Origin of the sequence: Salinactinospora qingdaonensis (assembly GCF_039539445.1) — a bacterium.
In the GTDB taxonomy this organism is placed as follows: domain Bacteria; phylum Actinomycetota; class Actinomycetes; order Streptosporangiales; family Streptosporangiaceae; genus Salinactinospora; species Salinactinospora qingdaonensis.
The window spans coordinates 1-19,277 of record NZ_BAABDD010000034.1 but is presented as its reverse complement, the minus strand read 5'-3'; the positions used below and the strand labels follow the sequence as shown (position 1 = coordinate 19,277).

Below are 19,277 nucleotides of genomic sequence, written 5' to 3'. Positions count from 1 at the left end.
CCTCCTTACGGCTGTGCGAGAGGGTATGTGGTGGTGAGCGATGCGGTGGCTGCGTTGACTGCCTGCTCTAATGCGGTGCCATCGTCAGCGCTGTTGAGGCGGTGGGCGAGGAAGGTCCCGGCGAGTGTGTCTCCTGCTCCGGTGACTTCAGCCGGATCTGTGGTAGGAGGAGGGAGTTCTCGTGCTGCGGTGCGGCCGTGGCGCAGGAGCACCACGTGCCGCGGCCCATCGGTCACGAGAAGCCGGGGCAAAGTGTGCAGATTGACGTAGGCGCGCAGGATGGCGAACTCGTCGGCGTTGACGAAGATGGTGTCGGCATGGGGCAGGAACGTGGCGGTTGCAGGTATAATCCGGCGTGCGCTGGCGATGTGGAAGTCGACGGAGAACGGTGTTGCTGTCCATACGAGTTGCTGTAAGACCTGTCCCGCGTCGAGGGGACGACGGCAGCTCACATGGTGGAAACCGCGGGCGTTCAGGTTCTGTAGGGCGTGTTCGGTCAGCGCCTCGGCCACGCCGGGATAGGTTGTGGTTTGTCGAAGTGTCCCGCTGCTGTCGTAGGTGAGGGTGAAGGAACAGGACAGGCCTGGGGCGATGTGAAGCAGGCTCCAGTCGATTCCGTTGAACCGAGGGTCGTGGGGAAGGTCAGCAAGGTCACTGCCGATGACAGATATCGGGGCTGCTGGGACTCCGGCGGTAGTGGCGGCAGCGGCGATATATAACGCGGAGCCGCCGAGAAGAAGTCGGCTTTGGTTTGGGTAGGTGACACGGTCGCGGGAGATGTTGCCGATGACACCGACCACGCACAGTTCTCCTCACGTGCGAGAACAGGAGCAATCCACTGCTGTCGGGCACAGAGGGCGTCGGGGACACAGTCGTGAATTCGCCCGGTTAAGGAAAGCCCGTTTGAAATAGATCAGAACCAAATGGGTGAACCAAGTGGGTGGTGTATCCGAGGGAATCGTGACGGCATAGCCCAGCTCATCAGCCACTTTCCGGATAGCTACACCGTGACGCACAGTGGCTTGCTGGAGAACAAGGCGCATCTCCTCGTGCGCGATCGAACCACGGGAAAGCGACAGACCTAAGCAAGGGGCCAGGTGGGTGACCATGCCTGAATCCACCGGAATAATCCCGCAGTGGTAGTCGCGGGAGTAGAGGACGGCACATTGCGCGACCTTGTAGGAGGCGCCACGGACGTTACGAGCGAAGTCACCGATCAAACTGGTGGCGTCTGTGGTCAGAAGATTATGACCGCTTGCCGTACGGCTGTCCAGAAAGGTTCGTAGCGAACGTAGGTAATCCACACGAGCGCGTACCAGCCCCAAAGAGGCAACTATGGAGCTGAGTTGCTCATCAGGCAGGCCGGTAAGGCGATCCCACCCCAACTCCGCGGCTTTGTGGACCACAGTGCTGTAGGTCGAGACCATCGAATACGAGATACGGGAACTCCAACCGGCCGCGGCCATGCGCACGCGCCAATCCGCCACGCTGCGAGGCCACCATCGGTTGTCGTCGTGGTTGTCTTCGACCATCGCCTTGACTGCGGGCTGCGCGGCGGCTACCCGCACGAGTCGCGCGATCCGGTCGGTGATCTCCGTGGAGTCAGAGGGCGCGGGCATTCTGCTCTTCCAGACTGCGACGGGCGTGGGAAGCGATGGCGAGGTTGGACGACAGTACAGCGCGCCGGTACTGCTGGCACAAGGCGGGGATGAGGGACAGTGTGTGCCATCCGGTGCACGACAGCACCACTTGGTGGGCCTCTTCCATGGCCCGTTGCGGCAGGCGGGCGACCAAAGCGGCGATCTGCTCGGCGGCAAGTCCGCCATAGCCATCCTCGACGCCTAGACTCACGTGCGCCAGAACCGTGACTCCCTGTTCGGCAAATGCCGCCACCTCGATGTCGGCAATCTCATGAGGGTAGGGGGTCGCGAGAACGATCCTGGATGCCCGCTGCTGCTTCAAGGCGTCAAGAACAGCATCGAAGGCAGTGATGGTACTTGCGGTGGGCACCGGTCGTGGCTGCTGCGCGGTGAACCCGGCTGATGTGCAGGCCAAATACACGTGCCGCAGCGGAAGAGGGCTGAGCTGGTCCAAAGCATCAGGGAGAGCCTCACGCAGCCCGTCGAGGAAGCCGGTGTCCAGCGCGGTCTGTCGCCCAGCCGGCATCAAACGCGCGGTGTGCCAGACAACGTCAGTGGCCAGACGGGGGAGTTCTTCCTCCACTGCCGTGTTCGCCCACGGCACCAGGAGCCCGGCACGGAGCGTCCCATGCCTTTCATGCGGCATCGGTGACCCGTTCGCCGTAGATGACACGAGGGGCGTGCTCGGCCACGCGCATGTCGGCAGAGCTAAACAAGGGGCGAGTCTGTCCACGCTCGATTACCTGGATCGGATACGAACCGAGCCTGCGATGCCATGTTCCACGTGAGGTCACGAAGAAGGAGTGCAGCCCGTGGAGGATGCGGCCACGAGGGTAGACACGTTCTTTCATTGGCCGGTCGTAAACCTCGTCAAGGTCGGCCTTCCACGTGGCGAAATGCTCTGCTGACGGAGGGGGCTCAGCTTCGCTCAACGCTGCCAACGGGGTGTTGGGGTAGACGCGGGCCTGCCGGACGTTGAGCCTATGGCACAGCATCCCCTCTTGGAGGATTTGGTCGAGCCCGGTCAGGTTATGCAGGTGCGTGCGATGGGTCTCTCCAGGGAGCCCGTAGATGATGTTCAGCCCAGGAAGCAGGATCGGAAACCCGTCTGGCCCTGGTCGGGCACCGGCCTCGTTAACGTGCTCCACTGCGCGCATCAGCACCTGCGGGGTACAGGTCAAAGCATTGCGTTCGATCACCACTGGGTCGAAGGACTCGATTCCCATCGGAGCGCAGTTGCCCTCGGTGCAGTATCGAGCGACCAAACGGGCGATTCTGGCGCCCGAGGGGCTGGCCACTGCCAGTGGATCAGCGTTGTCGATGTGCAGAACCTCCAGGTCGGGACACCTTTCGCGAATTCCCGCAAGCAGGCGCTCGATCTGCTCGGCGTCACGGTTGAAGTAGGAGAAGAAGCAGGTTTGCTGGCCCAAGCGGAAGTGGCGCACTCCCGCGGAGTAAAGCTCCTCCACTTCTGCCACGACGTCGTCAACGGTCCGGAAAACCACCGCTGCGCTCTTGGCCGGCTCGTTGCAAAATGAACAAAACTGGCGTCGAGTGCACCCCCGGTACAGTTCGATCTCGGCTATCGGGGTCCAGGCAATTTGTTCCATCAAGCCGGTGAACCCGGCCCGGTCTTCAGCGAGCCGTGTGTAGTCCGCCGGAGAGCGGCTTCCCATGACTACATCCCCGGAAGTGACGGTGTGGGTGTGAATCGCATCGAATAGCCCGGCGAAACGGTGTGGCTCCTGGGCGAGGTGGGAGGCCAGCGGCCCGAGTAAAACTCGGCGTCCGCGCGCGCATGACAGTGCCCTGATGATCTCTTCCGGGGAACCGTTCACCGCATGTAGGTGCACCGAAGGCACCGCGTCCCCTGCGATCACCACCACCATGGCCGCATCCCTCAGCAGCTTCAGTGACTGCTCGCGGTTGACGGTCGCCGAGTATGTTCGAGCGTCGGTCAGCGGTGCCTCCAAGGTGCTCTCCTCTTCTTGAAGGCACCAACGCACATCGTCAATGGTCAGATACCGAACCTTGGCCTTGGGATATGCCCTGCTTACAGCACTGAACGCCAAGCGGGCATACGACGAGAGGTACGGCGGAACACCCAGCCCGCTCGGCTCCACCGTGTAACAGTCAAGGATTACGACCGTCGTCATCTCACCTTCTCACCGGGAGCCCCGCCCCTGAGAGCTACGGCATCCCAAGTCGGCTGATCTTTCTGAGCCCGCAGTAAAGAAGCCCTTAGGGATGTTCTTCCCTGCTTTCGACAACGAGTCTCTCCGTAACCTCACCTGTGTTCCATGCAATGGTTTGAAGATCGCCATTCAAGTGCTTGAAACCCACCCCCAACAGGAGAAACCGAGGGATGACATGCTGAAAACGCTGCCATGGAACAAAATGCGGATACATGCCAAAAGCGGCTTAGTGATATCCAGAAATAGGCGGAATTTGAGGCAGGGCCTTCAGCGCCGGCTATCAACAGCACACGCACCGATGGCCTCAGCCTGTCCTACTTCCGAACTGGCGCATCGTTCGGTTGGCGTCCTCAATGGTTGCGCTCCTCAGCCCCGGAGGGTGGCTGCCACAGGCGACCGAGGCCGCCCAGCAGTACGCCGCCGAGTTGGTTGCGATCCTCAGTCACCCCGGAGGGTGGCTGCCACACCAGGTGCGCGCCGTCGCCCGCGGCGCCGAGGACGTTGCGATCCTCAGTCACCCCGGAGGGTGGCTGCCACTTGGTGTGGGCTGGAGGCCGCGCCATCCGCGCAGGTTGCGATCCTCAGTCACCCCGGAGGGTGGCTGCCACGTCGCGCCACCCCACGTCGTAGGACAGGGGCGCGGAGTTGCGATCCTCAGTCACCCCGGAGGGTGGCTGCCACATGCGTTCTGGGGCACCGGCGACACCGAGACCAGCGGTTGCGATCCTCAGTCACCCCGGAGGGTGGCTGCCACCGGTCGCGACCGTCCGGCAGCACCTCAGCGCAGACGTTGCGATCCTCAGTCACCCCGGAGGGTGGCTGCCACGTCGAGGACGAGTTTGTGGGCGGCGGTGCCGAGGGTTGCGATCCTCAGTCACCCCGGAGGGTGGCTGCCACCGCCACACCAGCAGCCTGACCCTGCCCTGACATGACGTTGCGATCCTCAGTCACCCCGGAGGGTGGCTGCCACATGCGTTCTGGGGCACCGGCGACACCGAGACCAGCGGTTGCGATCCTCAGTCACCCCGGAGGGTGGCTGCCACTAGCGGCCCCACTGGCGCGACCACACCACCTCGCCGTTGCGATCCTCAGTCACCCCGGAGGGTGGCTGCCACCACAGCAGCCTCGCAAACCTCGCCGCATAGCAGATGTTGCGATCCTCAGTCACCCCGGAGGGTGGCTGCCACCACCGACGGCCCCGAAACCGTTGCGCCACCGCGAGAGTTGCGATCCTCAGTCACCCCGGAGGGTGGCTGCCACATCAGATGTTCGGCATGATCTCCTCAGCCGCCGAAGTTGCGATCCTCAGTCACCCCGGAGGGTGGCTGCCACCGCGCGGGCCTTTTCCGCTTCCGCCAGGAGCCGGTGTTGCGATCCTCAGTCACCCCGGAGGGTGGCTGCCACGGCTACGAGGAGCGGGGTGGCGCCTGAAGTGGCGCCGTTGCGATCCTCAGTCACCCCGGAGGGTGGCTGCCACAGCCGGCGCGGTCGGCGTCCACGATCTGATGTGCGACGTTGCGATCCTCAGTCACCCCGGAGGGTGGCTGCCACGGGTCACTTCGTTTTGCGGTCGAGCTCCGCTTGCGCGGTTGCGATCCTCAGTCACCCCGGAGGGTGGCTGCCACCATGCGCCGTCGTTGTCACCGCCGCTGGACAGCAGGGTTGCGATCCTCAGTCACCCCGGAGGGTGGCTGCCACCCTGACGGGCACGGGCCATGTCCCACCGCGACTCGTTGCGATCCTCAGTCACCCCGGAGGGTGGCTGCCACGCTGACTGAACAGGGAAAACTCCTGTGCCCAGAGTACAGAGAACCCCTACCCAGCAGCATTTCCTGCCTCCTTGTCCGTTTTGCGCTTGGGAACCTCCCGGGGAACCGATGATCGCTCCAGGTTCCTAAGCACAAACGCCGCCCTATGGGAAACGCTTCTCCGAAGCTACCCCACGTCCCTCCTTCGCTTTGTCTGGAGGTAAAGGTTCTGGAACATTGGTTCGTACCAGGGTTGGCTGGAGGTTTTGACTGTACGTATGTCCTTGATCTCCACGCTGTGTCTGGGGATGCGGGGAGGCCCACCCAGGAGTTATATCCGCGTTGGCCGAAGCACGGGACGGCGGCTTCCACATGGCCAGATTATCGATGCGGGCGGGCTTATGGTGATTACGAACAGCGCGGTTGTGTACCTCGGACTTCTCGCGGAAGTCGACTGATCTCAACGTTCATGTGCCTGCTGTTGGAGACCACGGGCCAGGTTTTCTTCGCTTGTAGTCACCGCGGAAAAGAGGTCCTTGGCCAAGTCCTCGGCGATCCAGCCCTGCCGTAGGCCCGATCGGGCGATGATGCTGGCCAGAGCGGCGCGTTCTGTCTGGTCCGTTGCGGTTTCGCAGGCCGGGTGGTCGAGCAGGTGCGCGGCGCTGTCGGCGTCACCGTAGGCGAGTACTCGGCGAAGGACACGGCTTGCGATGTCTGCTCGCCGCTGGGTGCGCGTGTCGGTCAAGTCCAGGACACACAGCCCGAGGCGTGTATGGAAGGCGATGGGGGTGTCGGCTGGCAGGTCAAGGTAGGTGTCGACCATCGCGACGGCGGCCTGGTTGCTCTCGCGGTTGGCCTTGTGCAGACACAGGGTGCGCAGGCATGCGGCGACGGCCCTCTCCCACGCCTCAGAAGTTGTGCTGCTGTCGATCAGTGCTAGGGCGGCTTCGTGGGCGCCGGAGGTGGCGCGGCACAGGATGGCGACTTGGCGGCCGTCGAGCATGCGGCTACCGATGCCTTTGTGGCGTTCCAGGTGCTGTTTGACCTCGTTCCACCGACCCGCACGGGTCAGAGCGCGGGTGCCGTCGGCGAGTAGGACGGTCCATAGAAACCGGTGGATTTCCGGTAGGTCGGCTGGGTCGCGGAGGAACGTGTGAAAGTCGACGGTGCGATTGTCGATAGTGCGGGTGTTCTGGCTTGTGACGCCGCTGTGGATCTGGCGGAGAATGTGGTGGGCACGCATGCCGTCTCCGGCGCGGATCGCGAGTCGGGCGAGGTTGATGAGGGGTTGGAGCGCGAGTCGTGCCGTGTCCCCGGCCAGGGGTGCTGATCGCTGGAATAGGGTGAACTGGCGCCAGCACAGGCGGTGAGCGAGGGTGGGCAGGCCACAGTCGCTGGCGATGAGCGCCGCCTTGTTGTGGGCTTCGGCCGCCTGGGCGATGTGGCGGTAGGTCGTCGCGCCTGCGGTCGTCTGGGTCAGGTCGCGCAGTTCGCCTATGCGTTCGGCCAGCGCACGGCAGGCGGGTTTGTGCCTGGGCAGGAGGGGAAACCACTCGGAGGCTCGGTCAGCCGAATGCGGTGCTGTGGAGTGGATGCGGGTATGGAGCACAGGCCTCCTTCACGAGACGGACGTGGACGAAGGTGGCGGACCGAAGACGACCGTGGCGGCGGTGTGGGCGAGTCCTCCTTGGGTTGAGGTGGGCAGCCCGATGCGGTTGAAGTGGAACAGCACGTGATGGGCCAGCACCCCTCGAAGACCACGCTCGATCTCTCCGGTGTTGACGAGGGCACCTAAGGCGTAGCCAGCTTCTTCGAATGCGCGCAGCCATGGGGCATGGGGGCGTAGGGCTCCGGCGGTAGCCAGCTCTGTGCTTGAGCCGGTATCGACGGTCAGCAGGCGGTGCACAGTCCCGCTGGCGTTGTGGAGGGCGGTGGCCATGGTGGCTGTGGGAACGGGGCGGTGGTCGGCCACTCGTTTCCACACGTCGGCCTGTTCGTAGATGTCCTGGTTCGCCGCTCGCATCAGGGCGGTGGTCAGCAGCAGGGCGAGTTCGCGCCGCCCGAGCCGGCGGTCGGAGGTGGAGCCGGCCCCTGCTTCTGTGAGGTAGTGGAGGATGTGGCGGCTGTCGGTGTGAAAGAGCGCGTGAGCGATGCGCATGGCTGCGGGGCCGCCGAAGGCCATGGTCTCGGGTTCGTAGGTACCCTCCACCCAGGCGGTGATCGCCCCCCGGCTGGTGAGGTCGTCGAGAAGGGCACCGAGGAGTCGACGGTCGGCGCCGGGGCCGTGATAGCGCAGGCGCCACTGGGGTGACTTGCGGGTGAGGAACCACTGCTCGATGCGCCCTTCTGATTGCTCCTGATCGAGTGCCGGAAGCAGGGATCGGGCTGCCACGCTCTCGGCGATCTCCCGGTTGGGAAACGTGATCAGCGCTTGCGGCCACTCGCCGAGGGGATGGCTCATCAGTGGACTCCTCGTGGGGTCAGTCGATCAGAAGGCAGGTGTCCCAGCCGCTGATACTGCGGTGGGAGGCATGGGCCGACCGCAGGGCAAGAGCAATGCCGGCACGTCCGTCGAGCAGCCCCGCCCCGCCGGGAGGTTCCGGTAGCTTGCGCACAGCGTCGCGGGCGAGGGCGGCGAATAGTTCCCGTGCGTGGTGGGCGAGTTGTTCGTCGGAGTCGGCATCCCGCGCGGCGACGGCGGCGATGTGGGCCACGCCGGCTTTCCCGTGGCACAGCCCCACATCGGACAGGGCGTGGTGTTGCCGCAGGTCGGTGAAACAGCCCACCAGGGCCTTTTCGGCGATGCGTTGGCGTTGGCGGTCGCCGGTTGCCAGGGCGGCGAGCTGCTGGGCGCGGGCGATGCCGGCCGTCCCGTAGCACCAGGAGGGGCGGGCCGGCGTCGTCGGCAACGGGTCCTCGCCGCGGAGCTGGCCTCGGGTGATCCAGTAGGGCCACCACGGGCCGACTGGGTCGTCTTGACGCCACCGGTCCAACCATCCGCAGATCCGGTCGATGGCTTCCCGGTGCCCGCACACCGCGACTCCCTCACGTAGCGCGAGGGAGAGCAGCGCCAGAACCCCGCCGACGCCGTGAGCCATGCCGGTGTTGGCGTGGCCTTGGACGAAGCCGGGCGATAGACGGCCGCGCGGGCTGCCGGCGGCCCACCAGCCGGGCAGTACCTCCCCGTCATGGGTGACGGGTTCGCTCAACCGGACCAGGTAGGCAAGCACCTGGCGGGTGATGGCGGCGTGGGGATCACGGTTGAGCAGGTAGACGCCGATGCCGCACAGGCCGTGGATGGCGTCGAACTCGCCGACCCAGGGCAGGGCGCCTCGGTCGATGCGGGCGTGGGCTGTGGCGAGGCGTTGGCGTGTCAGGGTGGTGACGCTCGTGTCGAGACTGGTCAGCGCTCGATGGAGCTTGCCCGGGCGGTCCGCGGCGGCCCGGGTCGCAAACGCCACGGCGGGCACGCCATAGGAGAGGCCAGCGCTGGCCCCTGCACTGAGGCTGTTCTGGGTGGCCGCGGTGAGCCATGCGTGGGCGGGCGCCCAATCGGCGTCCCCGGCTCGGGCGCGTTCGATGTGCAGCAGGGCGACGCCGGCGGCTCCGTAGGCCAGTGACTGGGCCAGGCGTGCCTCCGCCTGGCCGGGTGGCGGGATCTCCAAGGTTGTTGCCAACCGGGTGTGTAGATCGACGGTGGTTCCGATGGTCACGATGCTCCTTGCAGCCGGCTCGTCCACCCAAGGGCCACGGCGCGCGCGAGGTGGGTACTGGCGCGTTCAGCCGCGGGATCGACTCCCGCCATCCGGACGTGGTGCAGGTGCAGGAGGTCGGGCAGGAGTTCAGTGAGGTCGGGGATGGTGATGGCGTAGTCGGCCAGCGCTTGGCTGCGCCGGTGCCACGCGCGTTGGACGGCTGCCCCGTTGTCGAGAGCGCCGACCTCGTGCCATCCCGTGTGGGGATCGGCCAGCCTCAAGGCTCTCTCCCGAAGCTCCCGGTCGGGTGGGGCCGGCGGGGTGTGCACCGGGTGGTCGATCAGCCATTGCAGTGCGGTCTCGGTGTCGCCGGTGGCTTGGCGGGCGATGTCGATCATGCTCGCGGCGGTGAGGGCATGGCGTTCGACCGGGCCGGTTGTGGCCAGTTGGGCCAGGGCAGCGGCCGAGTCTTCCGCGAAGACCCGTTCGGCGGCGGCCATGGCGGCGCCGTTGCCGAACCGGCCGTGCTCGGGGTGGTAGGTGGCGAACTGGAGGTCCTGGACCAGTCCTCGACGGCGCAGGCCGTCGAACCAGGCGGCGATGTCACGTGCGAGAGCGCCGAAGTCGGCTGAGTTGGACAACGCCACCCGCACCCGTAGGTGCGGGCTCGGGTCGCGGTAGCGCACGTACCACCACTGCGGATTGTGGGGCCATTGCGCGAGCAGACGCGGCAGATGGCGGGGCAGGATCTGGTCTTGGCGCTCCTCTGTCATGTACAGCTTGGCGTAGAGCCAGTCGCCGCCCCCGGGCAGGTGAGCCACGTGGCGGGTGGCGGTTTTGGCTCGCGTGATGGTGTGCGCTGGAGGTTCGGGGCGCGGTGCTCGGGTGGTGGCCAGGGGGACGACGATCTCGTGTGGGCGCCCGCCGAACCAGCCGAGGTCTTGGCGGGTGGGTGCTTCGCGTAGGGTCGCCTGCCCGTTGCGGTCGAGTTCGGTGCGCAGCAGGTGCCGGTGGGCGGGGGTGTCGAGGTTCAGGCGGAGCCGGCGGTCGCCGGCGCCCAGATGCACCGTCGAAGGAACGTCCCACCTGCTGCGCCAGGATTCCAGGGCAGCTTCCCATGCGTCGTTGGCAATCTCTGGCGGGGGCAGGTCGGTGCTGGACAGGCGCCATCGGGCAGGGGCCAGGACGGTGCGGCGGTACCGCAGGCGAGGGAGGTGAACCAGCTCGTCGGCGACACCCCAAGAGAACGGGGGGCAGGTGGCGCTGCCACCAGTGGGCAGCTCGGTCAAAAACCGCACGAGCGGGTGGGTGGTGCGCGTGGGTTCCACGGCGTTGAAGGTGATCGGTTCGACGACCCGGTCCCAGGCACGGGAGAGGAGCACGAGGCGGTCGCGGGTGGCCGTAACCGCCAAGTCGTCCGGGCCGACGACGTCGCTGCCAGCCGTGCGGTGCTCGGCTACGGACACCACACGCGGCAGGACTTGGGGGCTGCGTGCCACGTTCTCAGCCCGGGGGTACAGCGGAGCGGCCGAGACCTGTACCGGGAGGGCGCCGTGCGTCACCGTGGGCATGCTTCTGTAGGCGGCTGCCATACGGGCTCGGTCCCGACTCGGCAAGAGGTCCAGAAACCGTCCGGTCATGGTGCCCGCGGTCGGGGAAACGCCGGTGATCGCTAAGGTGAAGTCGCCGCGGGTCAGTTGGCCGTATGTCGATGCGTGCAGCCTGAACGTCAGTTCCAACTGCGGTGGGAAAGAGATGTCTGGCTGCGTCGCGGCCATCTGGCTCAGGCGGTCGTCGTCTACGACGATCTCCGTGCAGCGGTCGGCGGTGGCCTCTTGGGCCAGACGCAGGAGGTGTTCCTCCCGGGCAGACCGAGGTGGGGCCGGTGGTTCGGGCAGGCACGACCCCAGATAGCCGGCGGGATATCCCAGACCAGTGTCCGGGTTTGTGAGCTCCCGCAGGTCGACCACGGCGCCGAGCCCGTAGCGTTCCAGAAAGCGACGATGGTAATCGCGCCAGGTGGGCGCCCCGTGGGGCTGCGGAGTGAGGCGAGCCAGTGTCGTAGCTGCGTGCTCGATTTCGGTGACGACAGCGCGGGGGACGTCGACGGTGCAGTTCAGGGCGAGATCCACTGGGCTGGTGGCCGGCGGCAGGGTGGTGCGGCTTTGTGGCCCGGGCGCCGGTTTTCGCTCCCTGAACCGCACCGGGGGGTCGTCGCTTCGGCTGGGGCGGTGGCGGCGACCCAACTCGCTCAGCAGCGGCGATACCTCGGGCAACGCCGCCGCCCCGACGTTGGCCGCCTCACCAGCGACGTGGGCGAGCGGGTTTGTCACCGTCATCGGGGGCCGCACGTTCGTCAGCAGCAGGCCGCGTTCGACCAGGTCGGTCAGCATGCCAGTGATCACCGTTTCGGAGACCGCGGGGAATTCGGCGGCGACTGTGGCTGTCACGTGCCCGAATGTCACGGGAGTGGCGGCGGTGCGCAAAGCGGTGGCGACCGCGTGCGTGTAACGGACCGTGACCTCCTGCGGCGCCTCACCCGCGCTACGCCGGAGGGGACGCTGCAGCGGCAGGACAATCCGTTCGTCACGCACGACGGCGGTGTTGTTGGTGACCACCATCAGGTGGCTGCGCAGTCGGGGCTCGTCCTCCAAGCGTGCGATGACATCGTCCACCTCAGAGGTTTCCGCACGCGCCAGCACGCGATGGTCACCCTCCCAGCGCGGCGGAACCTCGGTGCCCAGGTGTGCCGGTGCCACGCCGGCAAAAAGACCGACCGGCGTGGGACGGGCGGTGGCACGCAGCAGGTAGCGCAGCACGGACAGCGTCACTCGACGCACACGCCGCGGTTCCTGCCGCTCTCCTCGCACCACTTTGCCGACCTGCCGGCCCAGCACGGGGCTTGTGTGCTCGACGGCCGCAGCGAAGTCGGCCTGCGACCACACGCGGCCCAACCACTGCCGCCGCTCCTCCACGCCGGCCTGTTCCAAATCCGGGCCCTCGACCCCCCATAGGTCCGGGGAATGCGCGCTCGCCCGCACGATCGCGGCGTCGACGCAACGGTACATTCACACCACCAACTTGCTGTCCCAAGAACCGCCGCCGGTGGCCGAACACACGATTCGGCCACCGGGTTTTTCGCGCTATACAGAGAGGATTCCGGAAAGTCAGGGGCAGGTATTACAGGCGCTCTCGCAGGTGTGCCCGCAGCCGTCGCCGGTTACTTGCAGGAGTTCATCAGCGGTCACTCCGCGTTCGATGGTGCTCACATCGAGATCGAATTCGCCCAGCGGCCCATCAGTCGGTGTTTCCATATGGTGTGGCTCCGTTTCTGTCAATTCCAGGAAACGTGGACGTGGGTGTGCTTTTTGGGGATGAGGCGATCGGCGTCGAGATCGAGCGGTGTGGTTCCGGCGGGATAGACCCGGATACGCGCCCCCGGGCCGTGGCAGTGGTCGCGGTACCAGGCGCGGATCAGCTCCGTATACTCCTCTGCGAGGTGGGCGGCATCGGGGCCGTAGGCATGTACCCCGAGTTCGAAGTGGTCACCGCCGCTGCGGCGTTTGATCCGGTAGGCGAACCCATCGTCGGAAACAGACGTCGGCGCCCCCCGCAGCGTCGTCGCCGAGACCACGTCACGTTGCACCGCACTGTGCGAGGCCGTCAACAGCCCGAAGGTCGGGATCATGGTGGCCAGGTACAGGTCGAGGTCGCCGATGTTGGTGAGCTCCACCCCCGTCCACTGCTCCAGACGGGGCATACCCAGCGCTGCCCGGAGTCGGTCGGCGTCGATCGGGGCGTCATCGTCGGTGCGCAGCACGACCTCGTCGCCGTCGATGGCGACCCGACGTTCGGTGTGGGCGCCGATGCCCTGGATGGGGACGAAGCCGCACAGGTGGTGCTGCCGGCTGACCAGATGATCGTCCTCGCGTTCGAACACCACCGAGCGCGTCGCGCCTCGCATGCGCAACGCAACGACGATCCTGCCATCGGCGGCGAGCTGGTCGATCCAGGCGGGTGGAATGTCCCAGGCGCCCACGGTGACGAGGATGCGGTCATAGGGCGCCGTGTCGGCGACTCCCTCCTCGGCGTCGCCAAGGCGCACGGACACGTCGTCGTAGCCGGTCTGGTGCAGGCAGGCCCGGGCGCGTTCGACCACCGCCGGGTCGATGTCAAGGGTGACGACCCGCCCGGTGGGGCCGACCAGTTCGCGGATCAAGGCCGCGTTGTAGCCGCCCGAGCCGATCTCCAGCACCCGCATGCCCGGCCGGATATCGGCTTGTTCCAGCATCGTCGCCTGGATGCTGGCCGCCGAGATCGCGCTGCGGGCCTGGCCCTGGTCGTCGTAGTCGGTGATCACCGGACTGTTGGCCGCGTAAGCGACCTCCAGGGACACCCCAGGAGTGAACCGATGCCGCTCCACCGAGCGGAACGCGCCTTCAACCCTGGCGTCAGTGAGCGCGGAAAGATCACGCAACTCCGTGATCATCGCCTCGCGCAACTCAGATACGGGAGAATTTTCGGCAGCCGCTTCGTCAGCACGGGTGTCAGAACCGTGCGCTGTATTCACGTTCTTCCTTTCCTGATTTTTTCGGATCGTCCGTTTCGATACACGGCGCGCGAGCAACGGCAAAGCATGCGACCCTGTTGGGCGCCCCGATCCGAGACGATCGTCGGCATCCGTCCCGCTTCGGAAACCCCAACCTGCAGACGTATTGATCTTCCTTGCCCACAGCGACCATGTCGTGGTCCCAAGTGTTCACCGGTGGGACAGCGGGGGCTATTACAAGCGGAATAATCACGCCGCTGAAGGGTGGTGGCCATAGTGACCTGCAGAAACTGCGGTCGTTCCCGTGAGGGGACAATCAGGCGTATACGCACCTGCGTGTGCATCCCCCAGGACTTCTGGCAACAGCCGGACACAGCTCGGGCAGCCAGCAACTTGGACCTGGTCACCATCGTGCAGTTGCTGCGGTCTCGCGCCCGTCTGACACAAGAGTCCATCGCGCGACTGATGGACATCTCCCAGGCAAGCGTGTCCAAGCTCGAATCCGGCCATCCGCTGCAAAACCTCAGCAAGGTGCGGCGCGGCCTCGAAGGACTCGGAGTCAGCCAAGAGGGCACCGCGAGGGCTCACCTCCCCCCACGAAAAGGCAAGCAGCCGGCGGGAGTCGTGGACTCGCCCTTCCCCCTCGGCCACAGTGGCGAGGCCGAGAAGGACAGCCAGGGACGCTGGCTGCTGGCCGAGGCTGCCCACATCACCGTCGGCATCCTCGACACCGCCGAATCAGCCGACCAAAGCGCCGGTTGGCAACCGGCGGCGGTGCCCATCCCCGCCCAGGTCACCCACGTCGACGTCGACCATCTAGACGCCATGATCGCTACCCTGCGCGCCTCCGACTACCGTTTCGGCGGCGGTGTCACGAAAGACGCGGTGGATGCCTACGTGCAACGAGCCCACCACTACCTACAGCAAGACCACGCCAGCGACGTCGCCCGTCGGCTGCGGATGACGCTCGCGGACCTGCACAACCTGGCAGGATGGGTCGATTTCGACATCGGCTCCCACCCCACCGCCCGCCACCACTTCGCCCTCGCCCTACGGGCCGCCAAGCAAGCCAACGCTCCGTCGCTTTCGGCCACCATCCTCTACCGCATGGGACGGCTGCACCTCCACCTTGGCCTCACCGAGGACGCCCTGAAGTTCTTCCAGCTTGGACAACTGGAGGCACAAGCTTCCACCTGCCACCTGACCGTTGCACTGCTGTGCGCCAACGAAGCGTGGGCCCATGCCCTACTCGACGAGGAGACACGCTCCCAGCATTGCCTCGACCGCGCCCAGGACAGCTTCGCCCGAGCCGACCACAACCACGCCCCACACTGGGTCCAGTTCTTCGGCGAGGCCGACCTGCTCGCCATGACGGGGGTGGCCAGCGCCTCCCTGCCCACCCAGTCTCCGCGCTCCTACACCCGCTCCACGGACAACCTGCACCGTGCACTATCACGCCGCGACGATGACATGAGTCGAAGCCGGGCCTTCGAACTCTCCGCCCTGGCCACCGCCCACCTCCGCAACGGCGACACCGACATCGGAGTCACGACGGGGCACCAGGCCGTCGATCTGGCATTGTCCCTGCGGTCAGGCCGAGTCGTAGACCGACTCGAACCCATCCGCACGGCCGCCGTAGCAACCCCAGGAGGCGAAGCACAAGATCTTGCCGAGCGCGTTGCTAACATTCGCCCGACATGAGTGAATCCTCCGCCGCGCCGACCGCCGGCAAAGCGCTCACCGAACAACGGCTCCAAAACATCCTCGCGGCCATCTGCGAGCAGGCGAACCTGGACCCCACGGGCGCCGAGCTGATCAAGTTCACCAACAACGCCGCCTTCCGCCTCCCCCACCACCCGGTCGTGGTGCGCATCGCCGGATCGCGAACCGTACGAGAACGCATCACCACCGTCGTCCACGCCGCCCGCTGGTTCGCCGACCACGACATTCCCGCGGTGCGCCTGCTGGAAGGCGTCGACCAGCCCGTGTGCGTAGACGAGCACGCGGCCACCCTGTGGCACCACGTCCCCGCCACCGGACCAGCACCCACCGGCCAGGACCTGGGCGCCATCATCCGAAGCATCCACGCCCTCCCGGAACCACCGTTCGACCTCCCCCGGTGGAACCTTCTCGGCAAGATCCACACCCGCATCGACGACGCGACCGGTGTCCCCGCAGGCGACCTGGACTGGCTCCGAACCCGCTGCGAGGAACTGGAAGACGAACTCGCTGAACTGGACTACGCCCTCCCCGCGGGGGTCATCCACGGCGATCCGTTCCTGGGCAACCTCATCCCCGGCCCCAGCGGCCCGGTCATCTGCGACTTCGACGGCGTCAGCCACGGCCCCCGCGAATGGGACCTAACCCCGGCCGCAGTGGGCAAACTCCGCATGGACTACGCCACCGACGCCCACACTCCCCTGGCCAAAAGCTACGGCTTCGACGTCCTCACCTGGCCCGGCTTCGCCAGCCTACGACGACTGCGCGAACTCCAACTCGTGACCTCGGTCCTGCCCAACCTCGCAGAAGCCACCCCGAGGATTCGCAAACAATGGGAACACCGCTACCGCACCCTACGCGCCAACGACACCCACACCCGCTGGTCCCCCTATCGATAGGGGACGTCTGAAACCCAGCAAGCCAACCCCACAAACCGAGGCACACCCATCTCTTGATCGCGATCCTCAGCCACCCCGGAGGGTGACTGCCACGGCTGACCGAGCGCTACGCCGAAGACGAGATCCCCGTTGCGATCCTCAGCCACCCCGGAGGGTGACTGCCCTCCCGCAGCTAAGGCGGCGATCCGGGAACTTTACGTTGCGATCCTCAGCCACCCCGGAGGGTGACTGCCAGCTGACTGAGCAGGGAAAACACCGGTCCTCTGAGCACAAAGCCCCCTGACCCAGCAGCATTTCATCACTCCTTGTCCGTTTCGCGCTTGGGAACCTCCCCCGAATCCAATGACCACTCCAGGTTCCTAAGCACGAAACGTCGCCTCATAGGCAACGCTCCCTGACTCCGCTTGAAGCATTCGACCGTCTCGGCCAGCCACCAAGGAGAGTGTTTCCAAGGCTATGACTCCGCTGATCGTACCGATGAAGATGCGGATGCGCGTTCGAGAAAATTATGCACCTCACTTATCTGGCTAAACCGGACGAGGCGGTCGAGGACGACGCGGGCGCGTTGGCTGATCCGGTCGCTAGCGAGATCGGCGGAAAGGGTGAGCATGTGATCGGCGACGGCCACGGCCTGTTCGGGTTCATTAGCGTCGGCATAGGCCACGGCCAGCCACGACAGATACAACGCGAGTTCGCGGGCGTGAGTGGCGTCGTAGCGGTCGAGGGCTTCCGAGAGCAAAGGCACGGCGCGCAAAGGGCGGCGCAGTTCGGTGTAGACGCGAGCGTCCATGACCTTCAGTTCGGCATCGTTAACCCAGTAGGCCCACTCCGGCGCCTGATCGGAAGCGTCGGCGGCAAGGGCTTCGTGGGCGTGACTGAGGGCACGGATGGCTGCTTGGGCGTCACCGGCTTGGGCGTGGCTCCAGGCCAGACGGTCGAAAAACAGGGCGCGCGCTGTGGGATGGACGTGGGATCCGGCTTCGGTGAGGGCGGCGGTTGCTAATTCCACTGCCTGTTGAGGCTGGCCTGTATTGCTCCACTGGTAGGCCAGTGACCCCGCAATGTTTCCTGCGAGCGTGCTGTTTCCGGCTTGGCGGGCGGCGGTGAGTCCGAGGCGGTAGATGCGCTCGGCTTCGGTATGGCCGCCAGCGTCGCTGAGGATCCAGCCCACGATTTGGGCTAGCTCGGCGATCGCGGACAGGAGTGCTTGGCCGACCTCTTCAGTGTGGGTGCTGTGGTTGTAAAGGTGCAGGGCGGTGTTGAGTTCTCGGCGGGCGGGCTGGATCAAATCGCCTCCGGCCAGCACGTCGTCGGCCAGCCGTAGACCGTGTACTCGGGCGGTGAGGTCCTCGACCGTGCTTGCGCCAAGGCGTCGACCGGTTTTGGCAGCCAGCGGTTCGAGCGCATCTGCCGGGGGGAGCAGGCGAGAAAGTACTGAAGTGGGATCGTCGTCAGTGGAAGAAGCCTGGTTTTCCTCGCTGACGTTGGGGGCTTCGGCCACAGACTCGGGGACCAGGCGTGGGGCTTGCAGCGCTTCCAGGGCGGACCAGATTTTGGTGATGTTGGTGAGTTGGGTTTGTCCCGATTCCAGCATCGACACCATGCCGGGAGAAAGCCCCATCAGGCGGGCAAGCGCGCTTTGGGAGAGGTCACTGTAGCGACGCAGCAGCCCGATGAGCGCGGCCATGTCGAGCCGCGTCAGTGCCGCGATGGCCTCAGGGGACTGCCAAAACCCCTCCGGGATGCAGCCACACCGTGGCCGGTCACGCCCGCAATTTCGACACACCACTCCTCAATCTCCTCAGCCACGACTTTCAACTGTTTGAACGCCAATTCCTCAAGCCATTGTCTCGCACCGTAACCAGGACGAGCACGAGACTCGTTGGCATGCGAGATCACAGGCCCGGACAAGACCACGCGCCCCCTTCGCACGGAAACACAGAACAGCCGCGCAAGGTGAGGAGGCGAGGGTGACCACGTCATCGGCAGCCGTTGAAAGCGAAGAACTCGCCTGGCTTGTCTCGAACTTCGTGGGTGGGGTGTCGGGGGTTGAGCATGCGGTGGTGGTTTCCAGCGATGGGTTGTTGTTGACCGGTTCTCACGGGTTTGCGCGTGAGGCTGCTGAGCGGTTGAGCGCGATCGTCAGTGGGCTGCACAGCCTGGCCGCGGGGGCGGCCCGGTTGTTCGGCAAGGGCGGCTGTGAGCAGGTGATCGTGCGCATGGGCGGGGGTCATCTGGTGGTGATGGGCATCAGCGACGGCTCCCATCTGGCGGTGCTGGCCGGCGTGCAGGCTGATTTGAAGGTTGTGGCTTATCAGATGATGCGGCTGGTCGAAGACGCGGGGCACGCCCTGACACCGCAGGTGCGTGAGCACCTGCGGCAGCGAACCGAAGCCGGGGGCTCGGGGGCGGGGAGGTGAGCCTCGGAACGCTTCGCGGAGACAACGGCGGACGGATATGGGGGCGCGAGACGTCACCCGGCTGCGAGGGGGCGCTCGCGCTCGACGGTTGTAGTCCTGCTTCTTTTTCTTGCGTGTTGTTGACGGAAACGGAGATTCCAGTTATGGCCTCACCTGGTTGTGTCGGGTCACGAACCGCTTCGCGGTATGGGGGCGGGTTTGCGCGTGAGCCGGTGTTGGTGCATTCCCTTGTGGACCCGCTGGCCTCCCAGGCGAACCCGGGGCCGGTAGGGGTGGGCTCGGTGGTGCGTGGGGTGTGGGAGCGGGCGTGGCCGGGGGTGTCGGTGGTCGAGTTGGCGGTGGCGGTGGGGATGCCGTTGGGGGCGGTGTTGGTGGCGGTCCAGGAGTTGCTGGAGCAGCCCCGCGAGGGGGG

The 19,277-nt window shown here is 65.9% G+C and carries 15 protein-coding genes and 1 CRISPR repeat array; of the genes, 4 read left to right on the top strand and 11 right to left on the bottom strand.

Annotation, left to right across the window (positions count from 1 at the left end; all coding sequences use genetic code 11):
• Positions 1–5: 5 nt before the first annotated feature.
• The 10 genes from ABD848_RS21940 to fxlM all read right to left on the bottom strand — a co-directional run bounded on the left by ABD848_RS21940 (position 6) and on the right by fxlM (position 13,848).
• Complete coding sequence (locus ABD848_RS21940; RefSeq protein ID WP_344975987.1) at positions 6–800, bottom strand: carbohydrate kinase family protein; 795 nt, start codon at positions 798–800, stop codon at positions 6–8.
• Between the two features lie 12 nt (positions 801–812).
• Positions 813–1,619, bottom strand: a complete 807-nt coding sequence (locus ABD848_RS21935) for a hypothetical protein (RefSeq protein WP_344975984.1) — start codon at positions 1,617–1,619, stop codon at positions 813–815.
• Positions 1,603–2,166 (bottom strand): aspartate racemase/maleate isomerase family protein, encoded by a 564-nt coding sequence (locus tag ABD848_RS21930; protein WP_344975981.1) that lies wholly within the window; start codon positions 2,164–2,166, stop codon positions 1,603–1,605. Before ABD848_RS21930 ends, ABD848_RS21935 begins: the two co-directional genes overlap by 17 nt.
• Before the next feature lie 109 nt (positions 2,167–2,275).
• Positions 2,276–3,796 carry a radical SAM protein gene (locus ABD848_RS21925; protein WP_344975978.1) on the bottom strand — a complete coding sequence of 507 codons (1,521 nt, stop codon included), beginning with the start codon at positions 3,794–3,796 and terminating at the stop codon, positions 2,276–2,278.
• Positions 3,797–4,263: 467 nt separating this feature from the next.
• Positions 4,264–5,604: a CRISPR direct-repeat array (repeat unit 37 nt; unit sequence GTTGCGATCCTCAGTCACCCCGGAGGGTGGCTGCCAC).
• 439 nt (positions 5,605–6,043) lie between these two features.
• Complete coding sequence (locus ABD848_RS21920) at positions 6,044–7,192, bottom strand: hypothetical protein (protein ID WP_344975975.1); 1,149 nt, start codon at positions 7,190–7,192, stop codon at positions 6,044–6,046.
• Positions 7,193–7,201: 9 nt separating this feature from the next.
• A complete protein-coding gene (locus ABD848_RS21915; RefSeq protein WP_344975972.1) occupies positions 7,202–8,044 on the bottom strand; it encodes a thiopeptide-type bacteriocin biosynthesis protein in 843 nt (280 codons plus the stop codon).
• A 19-nt stretch (positions 8,045–8,063) separates the two neighbouring features.
• Positions 8,064–9,296 (bottom strand): lanthionine synthetase C family protein, encoded by a 1,233-nt coding sequence (locus ABD848_RS21910; protein WP_344975969.1) that lies wholly within the window; start codon positions 9,294–9,296, stop codon positions 8,064–8,066.
• Positions 9,293–12,346 (bottom strand): lantibiotic dehydratase, encoded by a 3,054-nt coding sequence (locus ABD848_RS21905; protein WP_344975966.1) that lies wholly within the window; start codon positions 12,344–12,346, stop codon positions 9,293–9,295. Before ABD848_RS21905 ends, ABD848_RS21910 begins: the two co-directional genes overlap by 4 nt.
• A 99-nt stretch (positions 12,347–12,445) precedes the next feature.
• Positions 12,446–12,592 (bottom strand): FxLD family lanthipeptide, encoded by a 147-nt coding sequence (locus tag ABD848_RS21900; protein WP_344975963.1) that lies wholly within the window; start codon positions 12,590–12,592, stop codon positions 12,446–12,448.
• Between the two features lie 20 nt (positions 12,593–12,612).
• Complete coding sequence (gene fxlM / locus ABD848_RS21895; RefSeq protein WP_344975960.1) at positions 12,613–13,848, bottom strand: methyltransferase, FxLD system; 1,236 nt, start codon at positions 13,846–13,848, stop codon at positions 12,613–12,615.
• A gap of 315 nt (positions 13,849–14,163) precedes the next feature.
• Here fxlM and ABD848_RS21890 point away from each other — a divergent pair, with 315 nt between their 5' ends.
• Positions 14,164–15,528 carry a helix-turn-helix domain-containing protein gene (locus tag ABD848_RS21890; RefSeq protein ID WP_344975957.1) on the top strand — a complete coding sequence of 455 codons (1,365 nt, stop codon included), beginning with the start codon at positions 14,164–14,166 and terminating at the stop codon, positions 15,526–15,528.
• Positions 15,525–16,445 carry a phosphotransferase enzyme family protein gene (locus tag ABD848_RS21885; protein WP_344975954.1) on the top strand — a complete coding sequence of 307 codons (921 nt, stop codon included), beginning with the start codon at positions 15,525–15,527 and terminating at the stop codon, positions 16,443–16,445. The genes ABD848_RS21890 and ABD848_RS21885 overlap by 4 nt, the downstream gene beginning before the upstream one ends.
• 454 nt (positions 16,446–16,899) lie before the next feature.
• On the opposite strand, the gene ABD848_RS21880 is transcribed toward ABD848_RS21885, so the two are convergent.
• The gene (locus ABD848_RS21880; RefSeq protein ID WP_344975951.1) at positions 16,900–18,234 is read right to left on the bottom strand and encodes a helix-turn-helix transcriptional regulator; all 1,335 of its coding nucleotides are present in this window, start codon (positions 18,232–18,234) and stop codon (positions 16,900–16,902) included.
• Between the two features lie 181 nt (positions 18,235–18,415).
• Here ABD848_RS21880 and ABD848_RS21875 point away from each other — a divergent pair, with 181 nt between their 5' ends.
• Both ABD848_RS21875 and ABD848_RS21870 read left to right on the top strand, forming a co-directional pair.
• On the top strand, positions 18,416–18,865 hold the full coding sequence (locus ABD848_RS21875; protein ID WP_344975948.1) for a roadblock/LC7 domain-containing protein: 450 nt from the start codon (positions 18,416–18,418) through the stop codon (positions 18,863–18,865).
• Positions 18,866–19,083: 218 nt separating this feature from the next.
• Positions 19,084–19,277 (top strand): hypothetical protein (locus ABD848_RS21870; protein ID WP_344975945.1); only part of this gene is annotated, 194 nt, incomplete at its 3' end.

Coding starts and splice junctions, on each gene's coding strand:
- ABD848_RS21935 (WP_344975984.1), bottom strand. CDS start 1,619: ATGCCCGCGCCCTCTGACTCCACGGAGATCACCGACCGGATCGCGCGA.
- ABD848_RS21930 (WP_344975981.1), bottom strand. CDS start 2,166: ATGCCGGCTGGGCGACAGACCGCGCTGGACACCGGCTTCCTCGACGGG.
- ABD848_RS21925 (WP_344975978.1), bottom strand. CDS start 3,796: ATGACGACGGTCGTAATCCTTGACTGTTACACGGTGGAGCCGAGCGGG.
- ABD848_RS21915 (WP_344975972.1), bottom strand. CDS start 8,044: ATGAGCCATCCCCTCGGCGAGTGGCCGCAAGCGCTGATCACGTTTCCC.
- ABD848_RS21905 (WP_344975966.1), bottom strand. CDS start 12,346: ATGTACCGTTGCGTCGACGCCGCGATCGTGCGGGCGAGCGCGCATTCC.
- ABD848_RS21900 (WP_344975963.1), bottom strand. CDS start 12,592: ATGGAAACACCGACTGATGGGCCGCTGGGCGAATTCGATCTCGATGTG.
- ABD848_RS21885 (WP_344975954.1), top strand. CDS start 15,525: ATGAGTGAATCCTCCGCCGCGCCGACCGCCGGCAAAGCGCTCACCGAA.